This window comes from Pantoea sp. GCM10028869, from assembly GCF_042666835.1.
Taxonomy (GTDB): domain Bacteria; phylum Pseudomonadota; class Gammaproteobacteria; order Enterobacterales; family Enterobacteriaceae; genus Pantoea; species Pantoea leporis.
In genome coordinates this window covers 252,534-267,459 of sequence record NZ_JBHTGO010000006.1, presented here as the reverse complement: position 1 = coordinate 267,459, position 14,926 = coordinate 252,534, and the positions used below count along the sequence as shown (strand labels likewise).

The 14,926-nt window shown below is 55.6% G+C and carries 13 protein-coding genes and 1 tRNA gene; 9 read left to right on the top strand and 5 right to left on the bottom strand.

Going from position 1 to position 14,926, the window contains the following annotated elements; translation table 11 throughout:
• Window positions 1-283 precede the first annotated feature (283 nt).
• A complete protein-coding gene (locus ACFQW4_RS17400) occupies window positions 284-1,243 on the bottom strand; it encodes a LysR family transcriptional regulator (protein WP_192236355.1) in 960 nt (319 codons plus the stop codon).
• A 208-nt stretch (window positions 1,244-1,451) separates the two neighbouring features.
• Window positions 1,452-2,360 (bottom strand): LysR family transcriptional regulator, encoded by a 909-nt coding sequence (locus ACFQW4_RS17395; protein ID WP_354467373.1) that lies wholly within the window; start codon window positions 2,358-2,360, stop codon window positions 1,452-1,454.
• A gap of 130 nt (window positions 2,361-2,490) precedes the next feature.
• On the opposite strand from ACFQW4_RS17395, the gene ACFQW4_RS17390 reads away from it, so the two are divergent.
• From ACFQW4_RS17390 to ACFQW4_RS17360, 7 genes are all read left to right on the top strand, one after another.
• Window positions 2,491-3,801 carry an MFS transporter gene (locus ACFQW4_RS17390; protein WP_101761864.1) on the top strand — a complete coding sequence of 437 codons (1,311 nt, stop codon included), beginning with the start codon at window positions 2,491-2,493 and terminating at the stop codon, window positions 3,799-3,801.
• 18 nt (window positions 3,802-3,819) lie between these two features.
• Window positions 3,820-4,908 (top strand): tartrate dehydrogenase, encoded by a 1,089-nt coding sequence (locus ACFQW4_RS17385; protein ID WP_210081152.1) that lies wholly within the window; start codon window positions 3,820-3,822, stop codon window positions 4,906-4,908.
• A gap of 161 nt (window positions 4,909-5,069) precedes the next feature.
• Complete coding sequence (locus ACFQW4_RS17380; protein WP_377726380.1) at window positions 5,070-6,476, top strand: MFS transporter; 1,407 nt, start codon at window positions 5,070-5,072, stop codon at window positions 6,474-6,476.
• A 415-nt stretch (window positions 6,477-6,891) separates the two neighbouring features.
• Window positions 6,892-7,074 carry a general stress protein gene (locus ACFQW4_RS17375; RefSeq protein ID WP_110867269.1) on the top strand — a complete coding sequence of 61 codons (183 nt, stop codon included), beginning with the start codon at window positions 6,892-6,894 and terminating at the stop codon, window positions 7,072-7,074.
• Between the two features lie 70 nt (window positions 7,075-7,144).
• Entirely contained in the window at window positions 7,145-7,657 is a 513-nt protein-coding gene (locus tag ACFQW4_RS17370; RefSeq protein ID WP_137386456.1) for a ferritin-like domain-containing protein, read from the top strand.
• Between the two features lie 129 nt (window positions 7,658-7,786).
• Complete coding sequence (locus ACFQW4_RS17365; RefSeq protein ID WP_101761859.1) at window positions 7,787-8,404, top strand: glutathione S-transferase family protein; 618 nt, start codon at window positions 7,787-7,789, stop codon at window positions 8,402-8,404.
• A 10-nt stretch (window positions 8,405-8,414) separates the two neighbouring features.
• Window positions 8,415-10,457, top strand: coding sequence for a pyridoxamine 5'-phosphate oxidase family protein (locus ACFQW4_RS17360; RefSeq protein WP_377726378.1), 2,043 nt, complete (start codon window positions 8,415-8,417; stop codon window positions 10,455-10,457).
• Window positions 10,458-10,463: 6 nt separating this feature from the next.
• Here ACFQW4_RS17360 and ACFQW4_RS17355 read toward each other — a convergent pair whose 3' ends face one another.
• On the bottom strand, window positions 10,464-10,922 hold the full coding sequence (locus ACFQW4_RS17355; RefSeq protein ID WP_377726377.1) for a GNAT family N-acetyltransferase: 459 nt from the start codon (window positions 10,920-10,922) through the stop codon (window positions 10,464-10,466).
• 55 nt (window positions 10,923-10,977) lie between these two features.
• Between ACFQW4_RS17355 and ACFQW4_RS17350 the strand changes: the two genes are divergently transcribed.
• Window positions 10,978-11,127, top strand: coding sequence for a hypothetical protein (locus ACFQW4_RS17350; protein ID WP_210081144.1), 150 nt, complete (start codon window positions 10,978-10,980; stop codon window positions 11,125-11,127).
• Between the two features lie 57 nt (window positions 11,128-11,184).
• Here the strand turns inward: ACFQW4_RS17350 and ACFQW4_RS17345 are convergent.
• Window positions 11,185-11,260, bottom strand: a tRNA-Phe gene (locus tag ACFQW4_RS17345).
• A 193-nt stretch (window positions 11,261-11,453) separates the two neighbouring features.
• On the opposite strand from ACFQW4_RS17345, the gene ACFQW4_RS17340 reads away from it, so the two are divergent.
• Entirely contained in the window at window positions 11,454-12,776 is a 1,323-nt protein-coding gene (locus ACFQW4_RS17340) for a PAS domain-containing methyl-accepting chemotaxis protein (protein ID WP_101761831.1), read from the top strand.
• A 74-nt stretch (window positions 12,777-12,850) separates the two neighbouring features.
• On the opposite strand, the gene mrdA is transcribed toward ACFQW4_RS17340, so the two are convergent.
• The gene (gene mrdA / locus ACFQW4_RS17335; RefSeq protein ID WP_101761830.1) at window positions 12,851-14,725 is read right to left on the bottom strand and encodes a penicillin-binding protein 2; all 1,875 of its coding nucleotides are present in this window, start codon (window positions 14,723-14,725) and stop codon (window positions 12,851-12,853) included.
• Window positions 14,726-14,926: the final 201 nt, after the last annotated feature.

The following is a 14,926-nucleotide window of genomic DNA, read 5'->3' as shown; positions in this document are numbered from 1 at the left end:
TAAGTGATTGTGCATTTCCATTATCCTGATAACACATAGTTAATGGTTATTAATCACTAAATCACATAGTAAGAGCTAAGGTTTCGCATAATCCTCTTGCCCTAAAACAGAGTCAATAATCGCGCTCAGCTTTTGACCAATGGATTTCTTATATCTTATGCCGGAAATGTTATAAGGCTTGTTAAAAGAAGATTTTTATACGCTGGCTGATGACTGACATCACGTATATTTCGGAGCGGCGCGATTTATCGCACCGCTAAAAAATACGATTGGGGTAAGATATTTAATCCTGATTAATCAACCGCATAATACGCGGATGCTCGCTGGCGGGCAGACGCTCAAAACCCGGCAGCAAATCGGCGGCCGCGCTGGCTAACGCCTCAACCAGCGCCTGCGCGGCAGCTGAAATCTGTCTTCCCTGCGGCGTGATCACGCCAAAGTAGTAGGGAATATCCTCCTCAATTGGACGGATCGCCACACCGGCCAGCGGCATGCCCCAACCGGTGACCGGTTCGAGAATCGCCACGCCCAGCCCGGCGCGCACGCAGCCAAGAATATTGGCGGAGGAGTTGGTTTCGATGGTTTCGTGCAGCGGCGTTTTGACCATTTTCAGCGCCTTTTCGTAGCGCCCGCGCAACCGCTGCGGGCTCCACGGTGCAATCAAACGGCGTCCCGCCAGGCTGCTCAACGACAGCTGAGATTGCGCCGCCAGCTCGTCATGCTCTGGCAGCGCCACCACGCATTGCGACTGGCCAATCCAGTGCAGCTCCACCGCGTGATGCTCCAGCGGCAAACTGCATAAACCGAGATCGGCTTCGGCAGTGATCACCGCATGTGCCGTCTGCACGGCGGATTCGCTGATGATCTGCACTTTGTTCTGCAGATTCAGCGCGGCCAGCGCCTGCGGCAGCAAACCCGCCGCCAATGCCGGCGTGGCGGCGATGCTCAGCGGACGATGCTGCTGATGGGCGATCTCCTGCGCGCGCAGGCGAATCTGCTGCAGCGAGAGCAGCGCTTTCTGCACGTATTGATGCAGCTGCAGCGCCTCTTCCGAAGGATGAATACGCGGCCCGTTGCGTATAAACAGCGGATAACCCAGCGATTGTTCCAGCTCCTGAATCAAACGCGACACCGCCGGCTGCGAGCGATTGAGCGCCTTCGCCGCCGCCGTGACGCTACCGGCAGAGATCACCGCCGAAAAGGCTTCCAGCTGCCGCAAATCCAGGTCGTTTAAAATGGTCATCGCGCAATTTTTCCCTAACTCATTGATCGTTCCCGACATTGGCGCGGGAAAGTTTTCATCATAGAGAGAGTGGTGGGAATTAGCCACAGGGTGGAAAGTGCGCATTGCCACTCACCCCTGGCCCTCTGCCGCAGGCGGGAGAGGGAATTGTTAGACTCCGCAGCGGCCAGTTCCCTCTCCCTCCGGGAGAGGGTTAAGGTGAGGGAAATCACAACTTATCCGTCAGCTCACGCTGATGCTCATGCAACAGGCGCAGCATCTCGCGCAGAAACCGATCTTCGTTGCCCTTCTGCCAGGCAATGCTCAATGGCAATCCTTTAATCTGCTCCGGCAGATCCAGCGCAATATAGCTAACGCTGTCGCTGTTCATGGTGCGATACGAGGCGGGCACCACCGCCAATCCCAGCCCCGCAGCAACCAGGCTCAGGATGGTTTGCTTCTCTTCAGCAAACTGCGCGATGTGCGGCGTGAATCCCGCCAGTTTAAACAAGCTCATGGTGAGATCGTGACTGTGCGGGCGTGTGCGCCGGTCTGGAATGATCATCGCTTCGTGTTGAAAATCGGCCACCGCCACCCGTTCACGATCCGCCAGCACATGCTGAATCGGCACCGCCAGCACGCAGCTTTCGCGCGTGATAAAGCGCACCGCTAATGACGCATCAATACTTTGCGGCTCGCGAATAAAAATCATATCCAGCCAACCCGACTTTAATTTCGGAATTAAATTAATGGTTTTGTCTTCAATAATATGAATATCGCTGTGCGGATGCAGCGGAACAAATAAATTAAGTAACGCCGGAACTAATCCACGCGCGGCACTATCAATCGCACCAATACGTAATGTGCGGCGTTCATCTTTTAATCCCACTTTAAAACGTTTCGCCAGCGCATCAAATTGATCGATTAATTTGCTGGCGTCGTCAAAAAAGAGCGCGCCTTCGGCAGTTAATGAAACATTACGCGTCGATCGATTTAACAGACGCACGCCGAGGTCCTCTTCCAGTAAACGAATGAAGCGAGAAAGTGACGCAGGCATCATTTCCATCTTTTGTGCGGCGCGGCCAAAATGCAGTTCTTTACCGACCGAAACAAAGCAACGCAATTGATTTATATCCACATTCCCCTCACCCGTTGATTATGCAAATAGTTTATATAATCCACATCTGATGATAAGCCAAAGTAAAACTGCATACTGAACTCGATTACAAAAAAATAACACCACCCTACACAATCTGGAGCACTTTAATATGAACTCTCACCTCGAAAAAAGGGTGATGCGTAAAGTGACGTTACGCATTGTGCCCTTCATCATGCTGCTCTACTTCATCGCTTTTCTCGATCGCGTCAATATTGGTTTTGCTGCATTAACTATGAATCAGGATTTAGGTTTCTCGCCCACGGTATTTGGCTTTGGCGCTGGAATCTTTTTCCTCGGTTATTTTCTGTTTGAAGTGCCGTCGAATTTAATTCTGCATAAAGTCGGCGCCCGCATCTGGATTGCGCGCGTCATGATCACATGGGGATTGGTTTCCGGCTGCATGGCATTTGTGCAGGGCACCACCAGCTTCTACCTGCTGCGCTTTCTGCTTGGCGTAGCGGAAGCCGGTTTCTTCCCCGGCATCATCCTTTATCTCAGTTACTGGTTTCCGGCGGCGAAACGTGCGCAGGTTACCGCCATCTTTATGGCTGCGGCCCCACTTTCCACTGCGTTAGGTTCGCCCATTTCCGCCGCATTACTGGAGATGCATGGCCTGCTTGGCTACGCCGGTTGGCAATGGATGTTTGTGCTGGAAGCGATACCGGCACTGATATTCGGCATCGTGGTGCTGTTTTACCTCACCGATCGCCCGGCGAAAGCCAAGTGGCTCACCGATGAAGAACGGGCGTGGCTGGAAAAGACCATGCAGGCCGAAGAACAGGCGCGCGCGGCCAATCAAAGCCACAGCAGCGCCTGGCGCGGACTGGCCGATAAGCGTGTGTTAGCGCTGGCGCTGGTCTATTTCGGCACATCCGCAGGCTTGTACACGTTGGGCATCTGGTCACCGCAAATCATCCGCAGCTTCGGCGCGTCCTCAATAGAAATTGGTTTCCTCAACGCCTTCCCGGCGGTACTGGGCGTGATCGGCATGATTCTGTGGGCGCGCCATTCGGACCGCACCAAAGAGCGCAGCTGGCATGTTATCGGTGCCTGTTTGCTGGCGGCTGCCGGACTGATTTATGCCGGGAACGTCAGCACGCTGTTTACGGTGATTATCGCCCTGACGCTGGTCACCGTCGGCATCAGCGCCTCCAAACCGCCGCTGTGGAGCATGCCGACGCTGTTCCTGAGCGGTCCCGCGGCGGCCGCGGGCATCGCCACCATCAACTCTATCGGCAACCTTGGCGGTTTTGTCGGCCCGATGATGATTGGCGTGATCCGTCAGCAAACGGGCAGCTATACGTGGGGCCTCTATTTTGTTGCCGGGCTGCTGGTGCTATCGGCGATTGTAGTTCTGATTCTCTCTGCCCGAGGCAAAACACCGCATCCCGCAGAGCTTGCTCATCCTCATACACATTGACCTAACTGGAGAAACATCATGCGTAACTACTCAATTGCCGCGATTCCTGCGGATGGTATTGGCCCGGAAGTGATCTCTGCTGGCGTAGCCGTGCTGCACGCGTTGACGCGTCACGATCCGCAGCTGACGTTTACGGTGCAAACCTTTGACTGGGGCTCGGATTACTACAAGCAACACGGCGTAATGATGCCGGAAGATGGCCTGCAAACGCTGAAGACGTTTGATGCGATTTACTTTGGTGCGGTCGGCGCGCCCGACGTGCCGGATCACATCACGCTGTGGGGTTTGCGTTTGCCGATTTGTCAGGGCTTCGACCAGTACGCCAACGTGCGTCCGACCAAAATTCTGCCGGGCGTCACCTCGCCGCTGCGCAATCGCGGCCCCGGCGATCTCGACTGGGTGATTGTGCGGGAAAACTCAGAAGGCGAATATTCCGGTAATGGTGGGCGCGCGCATCGTGGTTTGCCGGAAGAAGTCGGCACCGAAGTGGCGATCTTCACCCGCGTTGGCGTGACGCGCATAATGCGTTATGCCTTCAAACTGGCGCAGTCACGCCCACGCAAGCTGCTGACGGTGGTGACCAAATCCAACGCCCAGCGTCACGGCATGGTGATGTGGGATGAGATTGCCGCTGAAGTCGCGCAGGAGTTCCCGGACGTGCAGTGGGACAAAATGCTTGTGGATGCGATGACGCATCGCATGACGCTGCATCCGCAAAGCCTCGATACCATTGTCGCCACCAATCTGCACGCCGATATTCTGTCGGATTTGGCCGGAGCGCTGGCGGGCAGTTTAGGCGTGGCGCCCACCGCCAACATCGATCCTGAACGTCGCTTCCCGTCGATGTTCGAACCGATTCACGGCTCGGCGTTTGATATCACCGGCAAAGGCATCGCCAACCCGATCGCCACGTTCTGGACGGCGGTGCAGATGCTGGAGCATCTCGGCGAGCGGGATGCTGCGGCGCTGATTATGCAAGGTATTGAATATGTCTGCGCCCAGGGCATTTTGACACCGGATGTCGGCGGCACGGCGAATACCGCTGAGGTAACGCGTGCGGTGGTGGAGTTTATTGAGGCGAAAGCTACCGTGGCAGAAGCCATCTGATTTTATCCAGTGCGCATCCTGTCATCGCACATTGCTTAGCGGCGCGATTTATCGCGCAATGAATTGCGCCGCTACGACTCATGCATTCTGTGATTTTGATTTGCACCTGCTGCGCTTTTCATTAAAAGTCTTTGCATCCTTCTATTTTCGCAGGACCTCGCATGATCGACTCAGGCAGAGAAGCCAGACCGAATTCCCATCGCACCCTGCTGTTAGCGTTGCTGGTCGCCGTGACCTTCTTTATGGAAAACCTCGATGCCACGGTGATTACCACCGCGATTCCGCAGATGGCGCGCGACTTCGCTTCCAGCCCGGTGGCGCTGAACATTGGCGTCAGCGCCTATTTACTGGCGGTGGCGGTGTTCATTCCGATGAGCGGCTGGCTGGCGGAGCGCTTTGGCGCGCGCACGATATTCGCCAGCGCCATCCTGATTTTCACCCTCGCCTCGATCCTTTGCGGCTTGAGCGACACGCTGCCGACGTTCACGCTGAGTCGCATTCTGCAAGGCATTGGCGGCGCGATGATGGTGCCGGTCGGTCGCATGGTAGTGCTGCGCGTCACGGAGAAAAAGGAGATGGTGAAAACCATCGCCTTTATTACCTGGCCGGGTTTGATTGCGCCGGTGCTCGGCCCGCCGCTGGGCGGATTGATTGTCACTTACGGCCATTGGCCGTGGATTTTCTGGCTCAATATTCCGCTCGGCATCCTTGCTATCATCGCCACCGCTTATCTGGTGCCGCAGTTTAAAAGCGAACAGCGGCGGCCGTTTGATGTGCGCGGCTTTGTGCTTACCGCCACCGCCTGCACCTCATTAATTATCGCGCTGGAAGCGCTCGGGCAGATGCATCTCAGTTTTGGCATTCCGCTGCTGCTGCTGGGCATGCTGTGCAGCTGGCTGGCGTATCGTCACAGCTTCCGCCATGCGCAGCCGTTGCTGCCGTTTAGCGCGATGAAAATTGCCACCTTCCGCAATGCGGTGATTGGCGGCTCGTTCTTCCGCGCCTCGATCAACGCGGTGCCCTATTTGCTGCCGTTGCTGTTTCAGCTTGGCTTTGGCTGGAGCGCGGCGCAGGCCGGTGCGATGGTGCTGTGGGTATTTGCCGGAAACCTGGCGATGAAGCCGGCGACAACCTGGTTAATGAAGCGCTGGGGCTTTCGTCGCGTGCTGATGTTCAATGGCATGATCAGCCTTGCGGCGATGCTCGGCTGCTTGCTGCTCAATCCGTCGCTGGGCTACTTCGCGATTGCCGCGATTCTGTTTGTTGGCGGGCTGTCGCGCTCGCTGCAGTTCAGCTGCTACAACAGCTTGGGCTTCGCCGATGTGCCGCAAAACAAGATGAGCGATGCCTCGGTGGTGTTCAGCATCTTCTTCCAGTTCAGCATGAGCGCGGGTATTGCGCTGGCGGCGCTGTTCCTGCGCGCATCCATGTTGTGGCAGGAGCATAGCGAAATTGCGCAAAGCGATATTCATATCGCCTTTGCCGGTGTGGCGCTGTTGGTGCTGCTGTCGCTGTTTGACGTAACGCGACTGGAGAAAAACGCCGGTGCGCAGGTGCTGGTAAAATAATCCCAACGCACTATTTATGGTTAAAAAGCAGAAATAGTGCGCTTCGCTTAAAATAATCCCTTTTTTATTAGCATTTATATTTATTAAACCCCTTTTAAGATTATGGCTAATGATCTGGTCGCCACTCTTTCTCTAAGAAAAAAATAAAAGCATCAGGAATTTTAATTCATTTCATCACGTTGGAAGAGAAAAAAATTATAAGCGCAGCGGTCAATTATTTTCTCTCACCCATTAATCGCGAAGCTTTAATTATCTTTTTTGCCAAATCAACTTATTTTAAGTATGAAAAATAACTGAACGATTTCAATTGCCTTAGGATAATTCCTAATTGCAATTGGTTGTACGTTTGGCTTTTAGGGCTAACCTTAAGTAGCAAATGAAATATGCGTTATCCCCTTTATCTGAGGTATTCATTATGACAACACCACGTGGCGGTTCTGGCAATTTTGCCATGGACCCGGAAAGAGCCCGCGAAGCGGGTAAAAAAGGCGGCCAATTAAGCGGCGGCAATTTTCGTAATAATCCAGAGCGTGCGATTGAAGCGGGACGAAAAGGCGGTAAAAAAAGCCGTCGAGTCGTCGATAAATCTCCCGCATAACGTTATTGCGGCTGACCGGTAATTCGGCAACAGCCGCAATCTCCTTTTATTTATTTGTCAGGAAAATATTATGAGCCACAACAGCGAAGAGCACTTTCTCGATTGGGTAAAAGATGCCCATGCCATGGAAAAACAGGCTGAAAGCATGCTGGAAAAAATGGCCTCGCGCCTTGAACACTATCCCGACCTTAAACTGCGTATCGAACAGCATATTGTTGAGACCCGTGAACATCAGACGCTGGTGCAGAGCGTGATCGATCGCTACTCCACTTCTCAATCGGTATTGAAAGATCTCGCCGGCAAAATCTCCGCTTTCGGTCAGTCGATTGGCGGCGTGATGGTGGAAGATGAAGTGGTGAAAGGCGCGATCAGCGGCCACGTGTTTGAGCACCTTGAGATTGCCAGCTACACCTCACTGATTGCGGCGGCGCAGCATCTCAACGATCACGAAAGTGCCGATATCTTCTCGCGCATCCGCGAGCAGGAAATCGCCATGGCCGACTGGACCTTGACGCATTTGCCGGACGTGACCGAACAGTATTTGATTCGCTCCGCTACGCCAGGCGTGGAAGCTAAGAAGTAGCTCCGGCACGATTCTTCCATTTTTCGCAACAATGACTTCGCTAACCCGGCTATTCTGCCGCTAAATTGTCTGTGCGAACCTTATGGCAAGGCTCGGGATTATCCCGAGCAACACCTAAGGAACCGCAACATGAAACTCTATCACTTCCCGCTTTCTGGTCATGCTCACCGCGCACGTCTGTTCCTGTCGCTGCTGGATTTACCGCATGAAGTCATCGATGTTGATCTCAAATCTGGCGAAAACAAAACGCCGGAATTCCTCGCCATGAATCCGTTTGGTCAGGTGCCGGTGCTGGAAGATGACGGCGTGTTTATTGCCGATTCCAATGCCATTCTGGTCTATCTGGCGAAGAAAAGCGGTCGCAGCGAATGGCTGCCGGAAGATGCGCTGGGCGCGGCGGCGGTACAGCGCTGGCTGACCGTGGCAGCCGGTGATATCGCCTTTGGTCCGGCTGCGGCGCGTTTGATTACCGTATTTGGCCGCCCGTTCAATCCAGAAGAGGTGATTGCCCGCGCGCATCTGGTGCTGTCACGCATTGAGCAGCATCTTGAAGGCCGTGAATGGCTGGTTGGCGATCGCCCGACTATCGCCGACGTCGCGCAGTACAGCTATATCGTGGGTGCGCCAGAAGGCAATGTCGATCTCTCCGGCTATCCGGCGGTGAACGCGCTGTTGCGTCGCATCGAAGCGCTGCCGGGCTTTGTGCCCTTCCCTCAAACTGCAGCTGGCCTGCGCAGCATCGCCTGAGTCCACCATCATGAGCAAGAAACTGCCGGTTTGGCATCAGGGTGAAATTGCGCTTCAGCAACAGGCGGGTGTGGCGGAGCGCATGGCGGACGTCGGCCAGCGCGTGATCCGCGATCACATGCCCGATCAACACCGCGACTTCTACGCGCAGCTGCCGTTTATTGTGGCGGGCAGCGTGGATGCGCACGGCGATGCGTGGGCCACGCTGCTGGAAGGCCAACCCGGTTTTATCTTCTCGCCCAATGCCACCACGCTGGATATCGAGGCGCGTCCGCATCAAGGCGATCCCGCGGCGGCGGGCATGCAGGATGGCGCGCCGGTTGGGCTGCTCGGCATCGAACTGCATACGCGGCGACGTAACCGCATGAACGGCGTGCTGCAGGCGATTGGCGGTGGTTTTCGCGTGCAGGTGGAGCAGAGTTTTGGCAACTGCCCGCGCTATATCCAGCTGCGTGACTTTCACTTTGCACATCCTCCCGCTGAACCTTATCGCGGTGAGGTGGAAACCCTGAGCGCGCTGGATGATGCCGCGCGCGCCAGCATCGGCGCGGCGGATACCTTCTACGTCGCCACCTATGCCGAACGCCAGGTTGATGCCTCGCATCGCGGCGGCAAACCGGGTTTCGTGCGCGTGAGCGAAAGTGGTCTGCTGACCATTCCCGACTTCAACGGCAATCTGTTTTTCTCCACGCTGGGCAACATTCACCATAATGGCAAAGCGGGATTGCTGTTTGTTGATTACGCCAGCGGCGACACGCTGCAACTGAGCGGCGATGCCGAAGTGATTCTCGACTCGCCCGAGATCGCCGCTTTTCAGGGTGCCGAGCGGCTGTGGACGTTTCGCCCGCGCCGTATCGTGCGTCGTCGTGCCGCCCTCGCCTTACGCTGGTTAACGCCGCCGGATGGCGTCGCACCCAGTTCGCTGATGACCGGCGACTGGCAAGCCGCCGCCGAACGCCTGCGTGCAGCAGATCTGGCTTCGCGCTGGCGTCCGTTCAAGGTGATTAAGGTGGTGGATGAGAGCGCCACGATCCGCTCGTTTCATTTAGTGCCGGATGATGGCGCGGGTCTGTTGCCGCATCTGGCCGGTCAACATCTGCCGATTCGCCTGCAGTTGCCCGGTACGGATAAGCCGCTGATGCGCGCCTACACGCTTTCGGTCGCGCCATCGGAGAATTTTTACCGCATCAGCGTCAAGCGCGATGGCGTGGTATCGCGTTACCTGCACGATCATCTCCACACCGGAGATACGCTGGAAGCGCGTGCGCCGGCGGGTGATTTTACTCTCGACGCCAGCGAACCGCGTCCGGCGGTGCTGCTTGCCGCTGGCGTGGGCATCACGCCGATGCTGGCGATGCTGCGACATCTGATATACGAAGGAGAGCGCAAACAGCGCCTGCGCCCCACGTTTCTGTTCCAGTCGGCGCGCAGCAAAGCCGAGCGCCCTTTTGTGCGCGAACTCGACCAGTTGCTGGCGGCGGCGCATGGCGCGGTGAAGCTAGTGCGCGTGCTGAGCCAGACGGCGGACGCAGAACCGGATGTTGATTACGATTTTGCCGGCCGCATCGATATGGCGCTGCTCTCGCGGGTGCTGCCGTTTAACGATTACGACTTCTATCTGTGCGGTCCGCCGCAATTTACCCAGGCGCTGTACGACGGGCTGCGCGCCTTGAATATCGCCGACGATCGCATTCACGCCGAAGCCTTTGGGCCGTCGTCGCTGCAGCGCACCAACGATATTGTTAAAGAAGCAAAACCGCTGTTGCCGATAGCAACCCAATCGGTGCCGGTGAAGTTCATGGATTCACTGAAAGAGGCGCGTTGGACGCCGGATACCGGTTCGCTGCTTGAGCTGGCTGAAGCGCGTGGCCTGAGCCCAGCGTACAGCTGTCGCGCCGGACATTGCGGCAGCTGTAAAACCAAACTGCTGCAAGGCGCGGTGACTTACCCAACGCCACCGAGCGCGCAAGTGGCGGATGATGAAGTGCTGATCTGCTGCGCGCGGCCGGCGCAGCAGGAGGATGAGGTGCAGGCGATTCAGCTGGCGCTGTGAGATTTATCACGCTTTATTTTTGTAGATATCAGGCCGGGTAATCGTCCACGCGTAATTCGGCTGGTTAACCGGTTGATAGCCAAACTTTTCATACAGCCACGGCGCCGTGCTGGTGAACAGCGTAATTCTGCGCAGCCGCGCAAAAACCGGATGCGCATGAATGCTCGCCATCAACCAGCGTGCCAGGCCGTTTCCCTGATACGCGTCGAGCACGTAAACATCGCACAGATAAGCGAAGGTGGCGTAATCCGTGATGAGCCGCGCAAAGCCAATCTGTTCGCCCTGATGGTAAAGACCAAAGTTAAGACTGTTTTGTATCGAAGCATTGACCGTCTCTTCATCAATGCCTGCTGCCCATGTCGAAGTGGTGAGATAACGGTGTATGGCGGCGAGGTCCAGTTTATTTTCGTCCGTGCTGATCAAATAACCCTCTTTGTTCCACTCTTCTACGACGAACTCACTCATCTCTGCGGCCTACGATAGTTTGGTTGGGGTGTAAGAGAATTTATGAAGGATGGTTGTGGGTGACAAGCGATTCTTTATTCGCATCGCCAGCGGCATCAATTACCCTGGCTTGCTGGTGATTATTGCTTTGGGTGCAGGTATCGGAATGGCGACGAATTTTATGACGCAGGCTTGGGTCAGGCGCAAGGAATTGATGCTTGTATGAAGAGAGTTGAAACCCAGAAAAGCAAAAACCCAGCCATAAGCTGGGTTTTCAGAATGTTGGTGCCCGGACGCGGAATCGAACCACGGACACGGGGATTTTCAATCCCCTGCTCTACCGACTGAGCTATCCGGGCAACGGGGCGCATTAAACCCTACTCGCGCGGCACCGTCAAACGCTTTTCGGCAAAAATCAGCTGACTGATGCCTTTTACAGCAACCTCCAGACCAACCGGTAAAAATTCATTCGCCTATCGCTGGTATAGGTGAATTTTTAGTCGCTTGTGCCGATAACCTTGCTGACATCCGATACCAATAATAAGGTCCACCATGTTCAGCACTATTACATCAGGAATACTGTCACGCCTTGCGTGGCAAAAACGCGGTCATAGCAAGGCAACGCTCAGTTCATTACAAGATGCCATTGCCATGGTCGAATTCACCCCAGAAGGAAAGATCCTTACCGCCAACGAGCTGTTTCTCGAGCGCATGGGTTACACGCTCAAAGAGATTGTTGGTCAGCATCACAGCATGTTCTGCACCACAGATATGCTTAACTCGCCGCAATACCGTGACTTCTGGCGACGCCTGAATCGCGGCGAAGGCTTCAGCGATAAATTCCTGCGCGTGGCAAAACACAGCCGTCCTATCTGGCTGGAGGCGAATTATGTGCCGGTGCAGGATCGCAGCGGCCGCGTGATCAAAATCGTCAAGCTGGCGAGCGATATCACCGCGCGCATCATGGACGCGCAAGAGCAGCGCGCCATGACCACCGCGATTGAGCGTTCGATGGCGGTGATCGCCTTCAATCTCAAGGGCGAAGTGTTGATGACCAACGACAACTTCCTGAAAACCATGGGCTATAACGCGTCAGAAGTAATCGGCGTGCATCACAGCCAGTTCTGCCCGCCGGAGATGCGCAACAGCGACGAATATCGCCGCTTCTGGCACAAGCTGAATCAGGGCGAATTTATCTCCGGCCAGTTCCAGCGCGTGAATAAACGCGGCCAAACGGTGTGGCTGCGCGCCACTTACAACCCGGTGTTTAACGAAACCGGCGAGCTGTACAAAGTGGTGAAGTTCGCTACCGATGTCACCGCGCAGGTGGAGAAGAATCAGCAAGAGCGCGACGCGGCGCAGCAGGCGTATCAAACCGCACTGCAAACCAGCGAAAGCACGCGCCTTGGCGCCACGGTGATTGAGAACAGCGTGCAGACCATGAATGATTTGGCGGGCGAGCTGCACGGCATTTCTGGTGATATCAACGATCTGAGTCAGTCGTCGGATCGCATTGGCGCCATTGTTGAGAGTATTCGCCGGATTGCCGATCAAACCAACCTGCTGGCGCTGAACGCCGCGGTGGAAGCGGCGCGCGCCGGTCAGCATGGTCGCAGCTTTGCCGTGGTGGCCAATGAAGTGCGCACGCTGGCGGCCAACATCAACCGCGCCACCACCGAAATTGAGAATATGGTGCAGCAGAACCATACGCTGGCGGAGAAAGCGCTGAAAGGTATCGCCTCCAACCTGAAACGCGCCGATCAGGGCGTGGGGTTGGCGAAAGAAGCCGGCGGCATGATGGCGGATATTCGTGACAGTTCCAGCGAAGTGGTGCGCGCGATTGGGCATGTTACCGCGACATTGCGAGAGGAGTGATGCGTTGCAGGTCGCAATGCACCGCGACCCCACAAACCAGGCGGCATGACAATAACCTGCCATGGCCGCATAGTTTACTGCGCCGCCGTCGCCACCGGCGGCGGTGTGGCTTCCGGCATAAAGATGTGGTCGAGAATATTACGCATCAGCGGTGCCGCCGTGACGCCTTCGTTGCCGCCGTTTTCAAGAATCAACGCCACCGCCACTTTGGGATCGTTAAACGGCGCAAACGCGGTGTAGAAGATGTGGTCACGCAGGCGCATCGGCGTCATTTTGGCGTTATACACCTGATTCTGTTTCAGACTGAATACCTGCGAGGTACCGGATTTCGCCGCAATGCCGTACGGCGCGGTGTGAAAGTATTTGTAGCCGGTGCCGTTCGGCGCATTCGCCATACCGAACATGGCGTGGCGCACCAGCGACCAATACGGCGATTTAGCATCGCCAATCTGCGGCTGCGGTAGTTTTGCCTGGTAGAGCTGCACCTCCTTGCCGCGCTGTGATTTCTCCAGCAGATGGGGATTGATCACACGCCCGTTGTTGATGAGCGCCACCATCGCTTTCACCATCTGAATCGGCGTCGCCACCCAATAACCTTGCCCAATGCCCACTGAAACGGTATCGCCCTGATACCACACGTGTTTGTGCACTTTCTGCTTCCATTCGCGGCTCGGCAGCAATCCAGCGTACTCTTCGTTAAGATCGATGCCGGTCGATTTGCCGTAGCCAAACTGGCTCAGCATGGTGTGGATGCGATCGATGCCCATCATAAACGCCACCTGATAGAAGAAGCTGTCCGCCGACTCTTCGATGGCTTTGGTGACGTCCAGCATGCCGTGACCGGTTTTTTTCCAGTCGCGATATTTACGATCGGTGCCAGGCAGCGTCCAGGTCGGCGCGCCAAATAGGGTAAAGCTCGGTGTGATGACTTTGGTCAGCAGCGCCGACATCGCCATATAAGGCTTCACGGTGGACGCCGGTGGATACAAGCCTTGTGTAACGCGGTTGATCAGCGGCAGATCTTTATCCTGCAGCAGGGCTTTATAGGCTTTGTAGCTGATGCCTTTGACGAACGGATTGGGATCGTAGCTCGGCGCGGAAACCATCGCCAGCACGCTGCCGTCGTGCGGATCTTCAATCAGCGCCGCGGCACGTTGCCCGGCGAGCTGACTCTCGACGTACTGCTGCAGATGCAGATCGAGCGTCAGCGTGATGTTCTGACCGGCCACCGGCGGCACCTCTTTTAGCACGCGCACGATGCGGCCGTGGTTATCCACTTCCACTTCCTGATAGCCGGTTTTGCCGTGCAGCAGCGATTCATAATAGCCTTCAATGCCCTGCTTACCGATGTTGTGGTCAGCCGCGTAGTTCTCGCCAACGCCTTCTGCGTTCAGGCGTTTGTAGTCGTTATCGTTGATTTTCGAAACATAGCCAAGCACGTGCGCCAGGTCGGCACCGTAAGGATATTCACGGTCCTGATAGGTATCGACAGTGACGCCGCTAAAGCGGAATTGATTGACGGCGAAGCGCGCTACTTCTTCGTCAGTCAGTTCCGCTTTCAGTTCAACCGGCTTGTAGCGGCTGTTCTGTTTGAGCTCGTGCTCGAAGGTTTCAATCTCTTCCGGCGTAAGATCGACAATCGGCGTCAGCTCTTTCAGCGTTTCCTGCATGTTGTCGATTTTGTACGGCGTGATGTGAATGTCATACCAGCTGACGTTGCGCACCAGCGGAATACCGTTGCGATCAAAGATCAATCCACGCGTCGGCGCGATGGGGATCATTTTGATGTCGTTTTCGTTGGAACGCGTCTGGTAATAGCTGTGCTGATCGACCTGCAGGCGATACAGGTTGATGCCTAAAATGGTAAAGCAGATGACAACCAGGGCAAAAGCGACAATCGCACGGCGGGCAAACAGCTTTTCTTCTGCTTCGAAATTACGGAAATTCATCAGGTGGGCTTAGTCTCTTTGTTATCACGCTAATGATAAGCAGAGATTGTTTCAGAGCCAGCACGAAGATGCACAAGCCTGGGTAAAAGTGTGTCAGATGTTTACGGGATGGTGCGGTATGGTGCCCTCACCCTGGCCCTTTCCCACGGGGAGAGGGAGACGCTGCCATATGTGAGCTCGATCAATCCCCTCTCCCGCGTG

What these genes read in the sequence shown, in the direction of transcription:
- ACFQW4_RS17355 (WP_377726377.1), bottom strand. Translation starts at nt 10,922, where the DNA reads ATGAGTGAGTTCGTCGTAGAAGAGTGGAACAAAGAGGGTTATTTGATC.
- ACFQW4_RS17370 (WP_137386456.1), top strand. Translation starts at nt 7,145, where the DNA reads ATGAGCCACAACAGCGAAGAGCACTTTCTCGATTGGGTAAAAGATGCC.
- ACFQW4_RS17390 (WP_101761864.1), top strand. Translation starts at nt 2,491, where the DNA reads ATGAACTCTCACCTCGAAAAAAGGGTGATGCGTAAAGTGACGTTACGC.
- ACFQW4_RS17360 (WP_377726378.1), top strand. Translation starts at nt 8,415, where the DNA reads ATGAGCAAGAAACTGCCGGTTTGGCATCAGGGTGAAATTGCGCTTCAG.
- ACFQW4_RS17340 (WP_101761831.1), top strand. Translation starts at nt 11,454, where the DNA reads ATGTTCAGCACTATTACATCAGGAATACTGTCACGCCTTGCGTGGCAA.
- ACFQW4_RS17375 (WP_110867269.1), top strand. Translation starts at nt 6,892, where the DNA reads ATGACAACACCACGTGGCGGTTCTGGCAATTTTGCCATGGACCCGGAA.
- ACFQW4_RS17380 (WP_377726380.1), top strand. Translation starts at nt 5,070, where the DNA reads ATGATCGACTCAGGCAGAGAAGCCAGACCGAATTCCCATCGCACCCTG.
- ACFQW4_RS17385 (WP_210081152.1), top strand. Translation starts at nt 3,820, where the DNA reads ATGCGTAACTACTCAATTGCCGCGATTCCTGCGGATGGTATTGGCCCG.
- ACFQW4_RS17365 (WP_101761859.1), top strand. Translation starts at nt 7,787, where the DNA reads ATGAAACTCTATCACTTCCCGCTTTCTGGTCATGCTCACCGCGCACGT.
- mrdA (WP_101761830.1), bottom strand. Translation starts at nt 14,725, where the DNA reads ATGAATTTCCGTAATTTCGAAGCAGAAGAAAAGCTGTTTGCCCGCCGT.
- ACFQW4_RS17400 (WP_192236355.1), bottom strand. Translation starts at nt 1,243, where the DNA reads ATGACCATTTTAAACGACCTGGATTTGCGGCAGCTGGAAGCCTTTTCG.